12 protein-coding genes are annotated in these 12,671 nt (G+C 60.9%); 5 read left to right on the forward strand and 7 right to left on the reverse strand.

Annotation, left to right across the window (positions count from 1 at the left end; translation table 11 throughout):
• Nucleotides 1–2: 2 nt before the first annotated feature.
• A complete protein-coding gene (locus KX729_RS13805) occupies nucleotides 3–239 on the reverse strand; it encodes a hypothetical protein (protein WP_105371118.1) in 237 nt (78 codons plus the stop codon).
• Nucleotides 240–417: 178 nt separating this feature from the next.
• On the opposite strand from KX729_RS13805, the gene KX729_RS13810 reads away from it, so the two are divergent.
• The gene (locus KX729_RS13810) at nucleotides 418–822 is read left to right on the forward strand and encodes a GNAT family N-acetyltransferase (RefSeq protein ID WP_219743140.1); all 405 of its coding nucleotides are present in this window, start codon (nucleotides 418–420) and stop codon (nucleotides 820–822) included.
• A 3-nt stretch (nucleotides 823–825) separates the two neighbouring features.
• On the opposite strand, the gene KX729_RS13815 is transcribed toward KX729_RS13810, so the two are convergent.
• From KX729_RS13815 to KX729_RS13830, 4 genes are all read right to left on the reverse strand, one after another.
• Nucleotides 826–1,224, reverse strand: a complete 399-nt coding sequence (locus KX729_RS13815) for a GFA family protein (RefSeq protein WP_219743030.1) — start codon at nucleotides 1,222–1,224, stop codon at nucleotides 826–828.
• A gap of 7 nt (nucleotides 1,225–1,231) precedes the next feature.
• Nucleotides 1,232–2,461, reverse strand: coding sequence for an aromatic ring-hydroxylating oxygenase subunit alpha (locus KX729_RS13820; RefSeq protein WP_219743031.1), 1,230 nt, complete (start codon nucleotides 2,459–2,461; stop codon nucleotides 1,232–1,234).
• A 216-nt stretch (nucleotides 2,462–2,677) separates the two neighbouring features.
• Nucleotides 2,678–5,128: a GcvT family protein gene (locus KX729_RS13825; RefSeq protein ID WP_219743032.1), complete on the reverse strand. Its 2,451-nt coding sequence runs from the start codon at nucleotides 5,126–5,128 to the stop codon at nucleotides 2,678–2,680.
• Complete coding sequence (locus KX729_RS13830; protein WP_219743033.1) at nucleotides 5,125–7,575, reverse strand: GcvT family protein; 2,451 nt, start codon at nucleotides 7,573–7,575, stop codon at nucleotides 5,125–5,127. Before KX729_RS13830 ends, KX729_RS13825 begins: the two co-directional genes overlap by 4 nt.
• Before the next feature lie 272 nt (nucleotides 7,576–7,847).
• On the opposite strand from KX729_RS13830, the gene KX729_RS13835 reads away from it, so the two are divergent.
• Nucleotides 7,848–8,699 (forward strand): LysR family transcriptional regulator, encoded by an 852-nt coding sequence (locus KX729_RS13835; RefSeq protein ID WP_219743034.1) that lies wholly within the window; start codon nucleotides 7,848–7,850, stop codon nucleotides 8,697–8,699.
• Nucleotide 8,700: 1 nt separating this feature from the next.
• Here the strand turns inward: KX729_RS13835 and KX729_RS13840 are convergent, their stop codons facing one another.
• Complete coding sequence (locus KX729_RS13840; RefSeq protein WP_219743035.1) at nucleotides 8,701–9,159, reverse strand: DUF1801 domain-containing protein; 459 nt, start codon at nucleotides 9,157–9,159, stop codon at nucleotides 8,701–8,703.
• A gap of 121 nt (nucleotides 9,160–9,280) precedes the next feature.
• On the opposite strand from KX729_RS13840, the gene KX729_RS13845 reads away from it, so the two are divergent.
• Nucleotides 9,281–9,952 (forward strand): spermine/spermidine synthase domain-containing protein, encoded by a 672-nt coding sequence (locus KX729_RS13845; RefSeq protein ID WP_219743036.1) that lies wholly within the window; start codon nucleotides 9,281–9,283, stop codon nucleotides 9,950–9,952.
• A gap of 5 nt (nucleotides 9,953–9,957) precedes the next feature.
• Here the strand turns inward: KX729_RS13845 and KX729_RS13850 are convergent, their stop codons facing one another.
• Nucleotides 9,958–10,662: a GntR family transcriptional regulator gene (locus KX729_RS13850; RefSeq protein WP_219743037.1), complete on the reverse strand. Its 705-nt coding sequence runs from the start codon at nucleotides 10,660–10,662 to the stop codon at nucleotides 9,958–9,960.
• Between the two features lie 203 nt (nucleotides 10,663–10,865).
• Here KX729_RS13850 and KX729_RS13855 point away from each other — a divergent pair, with 203 nt between their 5' ends.
• Nucleotides 10,866–11,477, forward strand: a complete 612-nt coding sequence (locus KX729_RS13855; protein ID WP_219743038.1) for an NADPH-dependent FMN reductase — start codon at nucleotides 10,866–10,868, stop codon at nucleotides 11,475–11,477.
• A 66-nt stretch (nucleotides 11,478–11,543) separates the two neighbouring features.
• Nucleotides 11,544–12,668, forward strand: a complete 1,125-nt coding sequence (locus tag KX729_RS13860; RefSeq protein WP_219743039.1) for an LLM class flavin-dependent oxidoreductase — start codon at nucleotides 11,544–11,546, stop codon at nucleotides 12,666–12,668.
• The last annotated feature ends 3 nt before the right edge of the window (nucleotides 12,669–12,671 follow it).

Raw genomic sequence — 12,671 nt, forward strand, 5'->3', positions numbered from 1 at the left:
CTTCAGGCTGCGATATCTGCGATCTCGCCGGCCTGCCACAGGACCTTCGGATCCGACATGTCGCCGCTTTCCATATCCACCTGCACCGAATAAGCCGCGACGCCCACGAAACGTTCGGCCATGGCACGGGCGATCTTTTCTGCCGATGCTGCATTGGATGCGGCCCGCATTTCTCCGGGCGCGATATTGCCCCTGACCTTCTTGAACGGCAGGACGATGAATTTTTCCGATTTTGACATGGAATCCCCTTTGATGTTCCCATTTTGTTCATATGATTGGCGAAGTCAACGACGAGCCAGTGACATTCGTGAAATAATTCGGGAATAGGGCTTTCTACTCTCGGTTTGGGTGAAGAATTTGAATATCGGTTTTTTCGAAGAGGCGGATGTCGATGACCTTGCCTCGCTTCTCATGGAAATGCAGGCCTATTACGGGGTATTTTGCCCACCGCGCGAAGCGGTGCTCGCCGGCATTCTTGATCGACCCAAAAACTCCGAAATACTGGTTGCGAAGGCAGATCGGATCGTCGGTATGGCGGCTTTCGGGGCCAACTATCCGGGGCCGGGTCTCAAACCCGGTTTCTTTCTCAAGGATCTCTATGTCCTGAATGCCGAACGCGGCAGGGATATCGGCACCAAGCTCGTGACGCGGCTGGCGGCGCTGGCGGTAGAGCGTGGCCATAGCCGGATCGACTGGACCGCCGGCCGGTCCAACGAAAGGCTGCTGCGTTTTTATGACGAACTGGGTGGAGACCGGAAGGAAGACCGCATCTTTTATCGCCTGGAGGGCGAGAAACTGAAGGCGCTGGCGGCCAAAGCCTGAGAGTTATTGCTTGTGCCCGTCATATTGAGGCAGGTCGTCGGTGATCTCATACCACGGTGCTTTCGAGCCGACGAAGATGTGATGGGTCGGACAAATGCTCGGCGCTTCGACAAGCGTGCCCATCGCCACATGATACCAGGCGGCCTCGCGCACGAGAGAATAGAGCAGCGAGCCGCAAACGCGGCAATGGGCATCGTGATTATCCGCCCCGCCGTAAATCGTCAGGCCGTCGGCTCCCTTGGTGAGCGTGAGCTTCTCACGCGGAATACCGGCAAACGGCTTGAAGGCCGAACCTGTCGTGCGGCGGCAATCGGAACAGTGGCAATTGGCAGCGTAAACGAAGCTGTCATCAACCGCATATTCTACCGCGCCGCAAAGGCATCTGCCCGACAGTCTTTTCATCTGCGCCTCACGCCCGGCTGATCTCATCCAGATACCAGCCGATATAGCGCAATTCGTTCTGTTCCATAGGGGCGATCGGACCGGGAACGAAGAAACGGGAAACAACGCCGCGGGCGGTATGCTCGATGATCGCCTTGTCTTCGTCCGTTGTCACCTTCCAGAGCCAGGTGAGCTGTTCGAGATCGTAATCGCGGCCTTCCTCCGCCTTGGCGTCCACCAGCCAGATCAGTTCCATCTCGCAGGTATCTACCGTTTTTGGAATAAAACGGTAGATCATGCCGTGGTCGGCATAACAGACGAGGAAACTCGTGCCGCCGAGATGGATGGAGGTGACGCCGCCGTCGAAATCTGAAAACCGGCCCATCAGCGGGGCGAGCGGCTGGCCATCCTTGCTGCCGGTTTTCACGCCATCGTAGAGCGCATACCGGAAGGCATGGATCGCCTCGCGACCTTCCCTGGAATTCTGCCAGTGATTGCCGGACCCGACTTCAATGCCCAGAGCGCAGGTGCGCTCCTCCATCCTGGCGTTCAGCTCCTCGATCATGTGCAGCGGCTGTTCCAGCGCGTGGGTCTCGGAATATTCCGGATGCGCCGGGCCGCAATGGTAACACTCGACATAGTTCTCGACGGCGAGCTTCCAGTTGGCGTCCAGCGGGTAACTCTGGCGATAGGCGATCTTGGCGGAGGCCCAGCCATATTGCCCGCAGGTGGCGTGCAGCAGGTTTTCCACCTCGGAGAAATCCAGCGGATTTTCGGCGAAGGAAATGAAGACGAGGCCTTCGACGACACGGACATGCAGCTTTTTCAGCCCGTGGTCCTCGCGCTTGAAATCCTTCGGCATCAGCCGCGCGGCTTTCAGCCGGCCGTCGTTCGCAAAGGTCCAGGCATGATAGGGACAGACGAAGGCCTTGGCATTGCCCTTTTCCTGCGTGCAAACCTCCGCGCCGCGATGGCGGCAGACGTTCAGCATGGCATGCACCGTGCCATCGCCCGCGCGGGTGAGGATGATCTGTTCGGCGCCGAGCTTGAAGACTTCGAAATCGTTGAGATTTGGAATGACGCTTTCGTGCGCCAGGCAGTGCCAGTGGCGGAAGAAGACGCGGGCCATATCCCGCTCGAAGATCTCGGGGTCGTGGTAGAAGGGGCGGGTGAGGCCATGGCCGGGACGGTGCTCGGAGATGAGGCGGTCGATGCGGTCGCCGGTGGCGACATTGGTTTTCGGATCGGATGCCAGCATGATCTCGGTCTCCTTAGTGGCCTTACGGCCTATTCGTTCAAGCTGCCCCTCATCCGCCCTGCCGGGCACCTTCTCCCCGCCCGCGGGGAGAAGGTGACTCGCGGCACTGTCTTTGCCCCAACGTGGGCGTTGAGCATGGCACGTCCCCTCTCCCCGCGAGCGGGGAGAGGGTTAGGGTGAGGGGCAGTCTCATCGGCAAAGCCGATGAAGGGCAATTTACATTCGCACTCGCTCGGCCTTCGGGTCGTACATCGGCGAAAGCGACGCCTCCGCCTTAACCCGCCGGCCGGCGATTTCGATTTCGTAATTCGAAGCCAGCATATCGGTTGCGCTCTCGTCTTTGCAGGGCACATAGCCGAGACCGACCGCGCCGCCGAGGAAATGGCCGTAATTACCGGACGTGATCGTCCCGACGATCTTTCCGTCGCGGACGACAGCCTCGTTGTGGAAGAGCAGCGGTTGAGGGTTGGTCAGGCGGAACTGTAACAGCCGGCGGTCAAGCCCGGCCTCTTGCTTCCGCAGCACCGCATCGCGGCCGAGGAAATCAGCTTTGTCCGTCTTCACTGCGAAACCAAGGCCGGCTTCCAGCACATGGTCCTCATCCGTGATGTCATGGCCGAAATGGCGGAAGGCCTTTTCGATGCGGCACGAATCCAGCGTGTGAATGCCGCAGAGTTTCAGGCCGATATCGGCTCCAGCCTCTTCCAGCGCTTCGAAGACATGTGCCGTCTGGTCGGTCGAGACGTAAAGCTCCCAGCCAAGTTCGCCGACATAGGTGACCCGATGGGCGCGGGCGAGGCCCATGCCGATCTCGATCTCGCGGGCGGTGCCAAAGGGATGCACCGTATTGGAAAAGTCGTTTGGGCTGACCTTCTGGATCAGTTCGCGCGATTTCGGCCCCATCAGGCAGATCACGCTTTCGGCAGCAGTTACATCGGTGATTACGACGAACTCGTCGCCGAGGTTCTTGCGCAGCCAGGCAAGGTCACGCTGCAGCGTCGCACCCGGCACGACGAGCAGGAAAGCGGTCTCGGAAAGGCGGGTGACGGTAAGGTCGCTCTCGATGCCGCCCTTTCGGTTCAGCATCTGGGTATAGACGATGCGGTCCACTAGCACGTCGATCTGGTTGGCGCAGAGGCGGTTGAGGAAGATGCAAGCATCACGGCCCTCGACGCGGATCTTGCCGAACGAGGTCATGTCGAACAGACCAACGCCGGTGCGCACCGCCATATGCTCGTCGCGCTGGTTTTCGAACCAGTTCTGCCTCTGCCAGCTATAGCGGTATTCGCGCTCCTGGCCTGGCTTGGCGAACCAGTTGGCGCGCTCCCAGCCTGCCACCTCGCCGAACACAGCGCCGCGTGCCTTCAGATGTTCGTGGATCGGCGAGCGGCGTACGCCGCGGGCCGTCGCCATCTGACGATAGGGGAAATGGTCGGCATAGAGCAGGCCGAGCGTTTCGGTGACGCGCTCCTTCAGGTAGCGGCGGTTCTTCTGGAAGGGCTGGGCGCGGCGGATATCGACTTCCCAGAGGTCGAAGGGCGCTTCGCCATCGTTCATCCATTGCGCCAGCGCCATGCCGGCGCCGCCGGAGGAAACGATGCCGATGGAGTTGTAGCCGGCGGCAACCCAATAACCCTTCAGTTCCGGCGCTTCGCCGAGATAATAGCGGTCGTCGGGGGTAAAGCTCTCAGGGCCGTTGAAGAAGGTGTGGATGCCGGCGGTTTCCAGCATCGGCATGCGGTTGATCGCCATTTCCAGGATCGGCTGGAAATGGTCGAAATCCTCCGGCAACTGATCGAAGCAGAAATCCTCGCGGATTTTCTCGCCCGCCGGCGGCCAGGGCTTGGCGACCGGCTCGAAGGCGCCGACCAGCATCTTGCCGGCATCCTCCTTGTAATAGGTGCATTCGTCCGGCACGCGCAGCACCGGCAGTTGTTTCAGCCCGGCGATCGGTTCAGTGACGATGTAGAAATGCTCGCAGGCATGCAGCGGCACGGTGACGCCAGACGAGGCGGCAAGATCACGACCCCACATGCCGGCGCAGTTGACGACATTTTCCGTCTCGATGACGTATCGCTCGCCATTCTGCTCGCAGGCCACGCCGGTGACGCGGCCATCCTTGGCGATGACTTCGGTGACCTTTACGCCTTCGAGGACGGTGGCACCGTTCTGGCGTGCGCCTTTGGCGAGCGCCATGGCGATATTGGCCGGATCGCACTGGCCGTCGAGCGGCAGATGTACGGCGGCCTTGATGTCACCGATGTTCAAGTGCGGATACATCGCCTTCGCCTCGTCCGGCGAGATTTCGCGGACATCGATATTGAAGGCGCGAGCAAGCGAGGCCTGGCGGTAGATTTCCTCTTTCCGCTCCTCCGTCAGCGCCACGGTCATCGAGCCGTTTTGCTTCATGCCGGTTCCGATGCCGGTTTCCGCCTCCAGCTTTACGTAGAGATCGGCGGAATATTTGGCGAGCCGGGTCATGTTCTGGCTGGCGCGCAACTGGCCGATCAAGCCGGCTGCGTGCCACGTGGTGCCGGAGGTGAGCTGCTTGCGTTCCAACAGCACGACATCCGTCCAGCCGAGCTTGGCCAGGTGATATGCGACCGAACAGCCGGAGACGCCGCCGCCGATGATCACTGCTCGGGCTTTCGAGGGGATCGTTTTCATGCGCGGATCCTCTCGTTTGCCGAGTCCCAAAGGGCCTGTTCCGCCTGCACGGTGGCCTTGAAGCGATCTCCGAAAATCTCGACTTCGAGTTCCGTTCCGGGCTCTGCAAGATCGGCGCGCAACATGCCGAGTGCGATGGATTTGCCGGTGCGGTAACCCCAGTTGCCGGAGGTCGTCTCGCCGACCACCTCGCCGCCATGCCAGAGCGTCGACATGTAAGGCGCGTCGCAATCGCCGGCGTCGACGACAAGCGTCACGAAGCGCCTCCTGACGCCTTGCTGCTTTTCGGCGGCGAGTGCCGCCTTGCCCCTGAAATCCGGTTTCGACCAGTCGACGAAACGTTCGAGCCCACCCTGTAACACGGTGTAATCGGTCGAAAGATCGCCCTTCCAGGCGCGATAGCCTTTTTCGATGCGCAGGCAGTCCAGCGCTTCCATGCCGAAGGGTTTGAGACCGTGTTTCTGGCCGGCTGCCCAGACGGCATCGAAGATGATTGCCGTGTCATCGAGCTTGGTATGGATTTCCCAGCCCAATTCGCCGGCGAAGGAGACGCGCACCAACTGGCACCAGCGGCTGGCAATCTGGCAGGATTGATGCGTGAGCCAGCCCTTCGAAAGATCGGCGTCGCTGACTTCGGCCAGGATATCGCGGCTCTTCGGGCCGGAGAGGATCTGGCAGGAGAATTGCTCGGTGACATCGTCGATCGAGAAGGCGGCATCCGTTGGCAGATGTTTCTTCAGCCAGTCGAGGTCGTGCCACTGGGCGGTGGCGGCGGTGATCAGGAAGAAGAAATCCTCATCCAGCATCATCACGGACATTTCCGTGACGATGCGGCCCTTGTCGTCGGCGAAATAGGCGAGCCCGATGCGGCCGGGTTTCGGCACCTTGCCGGTGATCAGCGAGGAGAACCATTCGGTGGCGCCCGTTCCCTTGACTCGGTAGCGGGAAAAACCCGGCAGATCGAGAATGCCGGCGGCATCGCGGACTGCGAGACATTCCTCCTCGATGCGCTGGCTCCAGGGCCCTTCGCGGTTCCAGGTCTGGGTCGCTTCCTCCGATGTGTTATCGCCCGGTTTGGCATACCACATGGCGCGCTCCCAGCCGTTATAGGGCTTGAACTGGGCGCCGAGCGCGGCGATGCGGTCATGGATCGGCGACAGTTTTTTCCCGCGCCCTGCCGGCCAATAGTGTTTCGGGAAATGCATCGCATATTCGTGGCCGTAGATTTCCATGCCTTTGGAGATGCAATAATCCGGGTGGGAGGCGAAGGATGTGTAGCGGCGCGGGTCGCAGCTCCACATGTCCCATTCGGTTTCGCCTTCGGTCACCCATTCGGCCAGGACCTTGCCGGCGCCGCCGGCCTGGCAGATGCCGAAAGTGAAGACGCAGGCCTCGAAAGCGTTCGGCACGCCGGGCATCGGGCCGATCAGCGGATTGCCGTCCGGCGCATAGGGGATCGGTCCGTTGATGATGCGCGACAGGCCGGCCGTGCCGAGGATCGGCACGCGGGCAACAGCGTCGTTCAGATACCACTCCAGCCGGTCGAGATCGTCGGGGAAAAGCTGGAAGGAGAAATCGTCCGGCATCGGGTCATCCGCTGTTACCCAGTGGGCCCGGCAGTTCCTCTCATAGGGGCCGAGATTCATGCCGTTTTTCTCCTGCCGGAGATAATAGGAGCTGTCGACGTCCCGCAGCAGCGGCAGCTTGTGGCCGGCCTCCCTGGACCAGGCGGCAAGTTCGGGGATCTCGTCGAACAGGATATATTGATGGCTCATCACCATCATCGGCACGTCGCGGCCGAACAGTTTTCCCACCTCGCGGGCATAATACCCGGCGGCGTTGACCACATATTCGCAGGCGATCTCACCCTTCGGCGTGGTCAGGATCCAGTCGCCCTTTTCCCGGCGCGCCGCCGTGACGGGACAGAAGCGGATAATCTTCGCACCCATGTCGCGGGCACCCTTTGCCAGCGCCTGGGTCAGCTGCGCCGGATCGATGTCGCCGTCATAGGGGTCATAAAGCGCCCCGGTCAGTTCGTGGGTTTCGAGAAAGGGATACCTTTGCCGCATCTCGTCCGGTGAAATGATGTCGAGGTCCATCCCCTGATAACGACCCATGCCGACGACGCGCTTGAACTCCCGCAGGCGTTCGTTGTTGTGGCCGAGGCGGATCGAGCCGGTCACATGGTAGTTCATCGGATAATCGACCATCGCGCCCAGCTCCCGATAAAGCGAGGCGGAATAACGCTGCATGTTCATGATCGACCAGGAAGACGAGAAGGTCGGCACATTGCCGGCCGCGTGCCAGGTGGAGCCGGCGGTCAGCTCGTTCTTTTCCAGAAGCACGCAATCCGTCCAGCCAGCCTTGGCGAGATGGTAGAGCGACGACGCCCCCACCGCTCCCCCGCCGATGATCACCACGCGCGCCCGTTCCGGCAATTCCGACATCGTCTCTCCCCTGATTTTGAGTGGAGTTTTCCAGCGGAATTGATCGCCATCAAGCAGGCAGAAATGGCTTTATTGATCGAGGAATTCGATTAGATTTGAAGCCAGAGTTTGCCCCTCACCCTAACCCTCTCCCCGCTTGCGGGGAGAGGGGACGTGCCATGCTCGACACTGGTAATTGGGGCGAGGATGGTGCCACATCTTCCTTCTCCCCGTCAGAACGGGGAGAAGGTGCCGGCAGGCGGATGAGGGGCTAATCACGCGGGAGCAACAAAATGCAAATCGACCTGATCGAAACATTCCTCGACCTGATGGAAACCCGCAGCTTCAACCGCACGGCGGAGCGGCTGAACATCACCCAATCGACCGTCTCGCATCGGGTCAACGCGCTGGAGACGGCGTTCAACCGCAAGCTTTTCAGCCGTGGCAAGGGCGGCACGTTGCCGACGGCGGCGGGCTTGAGGCTCGTCGACCACGCCAAGGCGCTGCAGAGCCAGTGGCACGAGGCGGCGCGGGCGGTGGAGGCGGCGGGCACTTATGAACGAGCAATGCGGATCGGCATCCAGCATGATGTGGCCGAACTGGTGGTCGGGCGCTTCCTGAAGGCGATGCGTAGCGAGATGCCGGGCACCTCGATCTATCTCGAGGGCGACTACTCCAACCAGATGAACCGCGATCTCGGGGCCGGCGACCTTGATCTTGCCGTGCTCTACACACCCCATCATTTGCCCGACCTGCATTACGAACGGATCGGTGAGATCGCCTATATCCTCGTCAGCACCAATGCCGGGACAATCGCGGACATCCGTTTGGAGGACTATATCTACGCCAATTATTCGCCGTCCTTTGATCGCGCGCACAGGCTGGTCATGCCGCAATTCGCCTCGGCGCCGGTCTCGACCGGCCGCGACCTGATCGCCGCCGAACTCATCTCGACGCTCGGCGGTGCCGCCTATGTGACGCGCTGGACGGCTGAAGCCCTGAAGGCAAAAGGCATAGCTCAGCCTGTCGAAGATGCGCCGGTGATCGCGCAGGCTGTGCATGCGGCGACCAATATCCGCTCCCGCCACGCCCATCAGCACCGGCGGCTGATGGCCATCCTGTCCGATCTCATCTCGGCTGCATAACTCACATCTTCTCGCCCGGCATCCGGCTTGCCTGCCGAATCCAGTCGACGAACTGCGCTTCGTCGAATTTTCCGTCCTCGGCGATATGCAGGTAGCGCGCTTCCTTGGTCTTGGAATCGACCGGCGGCATGGGATCGAGCAGCTTGCCGCGGAAGAACGCGAGCTTGATGTATTTGTCGAAACAGTGGATGCCGAGAAACCAGGTCTCGCCATCCATCCCGTAAAGCGGCGAATTCCATTTCACCGCTTTTTTGATATCGGGGAGGGTGGTTTCGATCAGCGCGTCGAGCCTGCGCCCGACATCGCTTTTCCAGCCCGGCATGGCGGCGATATAGGCCTGTACCGGTTCGTTGCCATAACCCTTGGCGATCTGCGGATTGCCGCCGGACAGCAGGGTGGGTTCGGATGCCGGGCCGGTTTCATTGCTCTTCGCCGGCTTGCGGGACATCTGTTTCGCCATCAGGTTTCCTCCATGTATTCATCCCAAACTATACGAAGCGGCCTCGTATTGCATCGATCTGGAGGTGTTTTCCGGATCAAGCCTGTGTTAGGAGGCGCCTCCACAACGACGAGACAGACCGATGCTTCCCTGGATAGAACTTGACCGAGCAACCATTCCCGGCGAGGGCGGCGAGCTGCGCCTGAAACAGCGCGGTCAGGAGTTTTCCATCATGCTCGGCTCTACCGAGCTGATGAACAGCCGGCTGAGCGGCTCGGAAGAAGCGCTGGCGACGCTCTCACTGGAGCGGATCGCCGGGCGAAAGGACGCCCATATGCTGATCGGCGGCCTTGGCATGGGATTCACGTTGCGAGCAGCGCTTGCGGCCGCGCCGGAGGATATAAAAATCACGGTTGCCGAGCTCGTGCCCGCTGTTGTTGCATGGGCACGCGGGCCGATGGTGGATTTTCATAAGGGCACGCTCGATGATCCGCATGTCGATACCCACGTAGGCGATGTCGGCGCGCTGATCCGCTCGAAGAAGGCTGCCTATGACGCCATCCTGCTCGATGTCGACAACGGCCCCGATGGGCTGACGCGCGCCTCGAACGATAGCCTCTACAACTACATCGGCCTGCGCGCCGCCAAAACGGCCTTGCGCGCCGGCGGCGTGCTGGCCGTCTGGTCTTCTGCTCCGGATGCCGCCTTTACGCGCCGGCTGAAGGAGGTCGGCTTTGCCGCCGAGGAAGTGCATGTGCGGGCGCATGGCAAGCGCGGCGCCAAGCACGTCATCTGGATGGCTGTGAACCGCTGAGGGTCTCAGCTTTTTTCTTCATGCTCCAGCGAGCCTGAAGCCGTTGGCAGCAGCGAGAAGAGATGGGCGTTCATCGCGGCTTGCGCCCATTCGGGATTGTGCGCCTTCAGCGCCGCGAGGATTTCCCGATGCTGTGCATGGGTGCGGCGGGTGCGCACCTCGACCGGCTCGGAATAGCGGTTGAAGATCGAGGCCGGCAGTTCCAGCGAGGAGGCGAGGATCTTTTCCAGCCGCGGGCTTTCGGCGGCGGCGGCGATCACCGCGTGGAATTCGCTATTCAGCTTGTCGAAACCTTCCAGATGTTCGTTCCAGCCCAGTTCCTCAAACTGGGCTTCCATCACCCGTTCCATCTCCTGCAGCCGCAAGAGGTCCGTATCGGAAATACGCGTCGCGGCACGGCTGGCCGCATGGCCTTCAAGGATCGCGCGTAGTCGGAAGATTTCCATCGCGTCGTTCAACGAGAAGTCCGCGACGATGCCGCGCCGGTAGCGTTCCAGCACGACGAGGCCCTCGGCATTCAGCCGGTTCAGCGCTTCGCGTACGGGCGTGCGGGAGACGCCGATCGCGGTCGCCAGCTGGTTTTCCAGAAGCTTGTCGCCGGACCGCATCTCGCCGGTCAGGATCATGTGGCGGATGCGATGGTATGCCGTTTCCACCGCACTGGTGGAGCCGCCGTCCTTGCTTGTGTCTTTGCTCGTCTCGTTTTTCAAGTCATTGCCCATGCTGCATTTATTCGAATGATGAGGGAAAAGCAGCCTGCCGTCTAGAGATGCAGCCGATCAAAAAGTGTATACCAATTCAACGAAATCGATTTGAGGATAACGGGTGACGCTTGACTTCATCCAAAAAGGTATACAAAACTCATTTCAAGGATGCCTGAGGAGGCGATCGGCTTCGGCCGAGGGAGGAATAAATGACTCAGACAAGAAAGCCGTTCATCGTCGGCATCGGCGGCACTCAGCGTGCCGGCTCCAGCTCGGAGCTTGCGCTTCGTTATTGCCTGTCGGCCGCTGAAAAGGCGGGTGCCGAAACGGACATCATCTGTGGCGCAGCCCTTGAGCTGCCGCTTTTCGATCCGGGTGTTACCCACCGCACGCCGGCCACGCTCCGCCTCATCCAGGCGCTCCGCCGCGCCGATGGCGTCGTCATCGCCACGCCGAGCTATCACGGCGGCATGTCGGGCATGATCAAGAATGCGATCGATTACACCGAAGATATGCGCGAAGACGCGCGCTCCTATTTCGATGGCCGCGCCGTCGGCTGCATCGTCTGTGCTGCCGGTGACCAGGCACTTGGTTCCGGCCTGATGGGCCTGCGCATGGTCGTGCATGCCCTTCGCGGCTGGCCGACGCCCTATGCTGCGACCATCAAGTCCAATGAAAAGCCTTTCATCGACGGCCAGCCGGCCAAGCGGGAAGTGGCACAGGCGCTTGAGATCGTTGCCTCGCAGGTCGTCGATTTTGCGCGCATGGCGATGGCGAGCCGCGTCGAAGATGCGAGCCCGCGCCTCGTGGTTTCCAACTGATCATTTCATAACCAGCGTCTTTACCGTTCAGCCTTTCGAAGGGCGGCGGTCCATGCGGAGTTTTCCATGAAGTTCAACTTCTTTCACCTGATGCCCTATCCGGACTACGACAAGCTGCCGCATGAATGGCCAGTCAGCACGCATGGCATCGACAGCAGGCGCATCCAGGGCCTCTACAACGAATACATCGACGAGATGGTCGATGCCGAAAACTACGGTTTCGACTGGGTGGGCTGCAACGAGCACCATTTCAGCCCCTATGGCCTGATGTCGAACCCGAACCTGATTGCCGGCGCTCTTGCCCGTCAGACGTCCAAGGCGAAGATCGCCATCGTCGGCAATCTCCTGCCGCTGCTCAATCCGATCCGCGTCGCGGAAGAATATGCGATGATCGACGTCATGTCCGGCGGTCGTCTGGTGGCGGGCTTCCTGCGCGGCATTCCGCACGAATATATCGCCTACAACATCCCGCCGAGTGAATCCCGCAGCCGTCTGCGCGAGGCGACGGAGCTGATCATCAAGTGCTGGACAGAGGACGAGCCCTTCGGCTGGGAAGGCGAGCATTACCAGTTCCCGGCCGTCTCCATCTGGCCGAAACCGATCCAGAAGCCGCATCCGCGCATCCTGATGTCCGCCAGCAACGCGGAATCGGCGGAATTCGTCGCCAAGATGCGCGCCATCATGGGCATCACCCTGATCCAGGACCTGAAGATCGCCGCTGGCGCAGTCGATTATTTCAAGAAGACCGCTCGGTCCTACGGCTGGGAACCGACGCCGGACGACATTCTGGTTGGCCAGCAGATCTGCATCGCCGATACGGACGAGGAGGCCAAGCACCATATGGCTGCCGCCCAGACCTACTTTCACCAGACGCTGATGCGGCCGCAGCGCTCCGCCCAACAGCTCGTGCTCGGCCAAAGCCGCTACTATACCGAGGCCGATGCCGGCGAGAATTTCCAGAAGCGCCTCGCGACGCTGCGCGGCCGCACCGTGGAAGAGCAGATCGAAGCCGGTTCGATCATCTGCGGCAGCCCGGAATCGGTGGTCAAGCAGATCAAACGCCTGCGCCAGGAGCTGGATTGCGGCCTGCTGAACCTGACGATCAAGGTCGGCAACATGCCGGGCAGCGTCGTTCGCCGCGGCATGGAACTGTTCCGCGATCGCGTCGCGCCTGAAGTTGCCGGTTTGTAAAAG

The organism is Neorhizobium populisoli (assembly GCF_019430945.1).
GTDB classification, from domain to species: Bacteria; Pseudomonadota; Alphaproteobacteria; order Rhizobiales; family Rhizobiaceae; genus Neorhizobium; species Neorhizobium populisoli.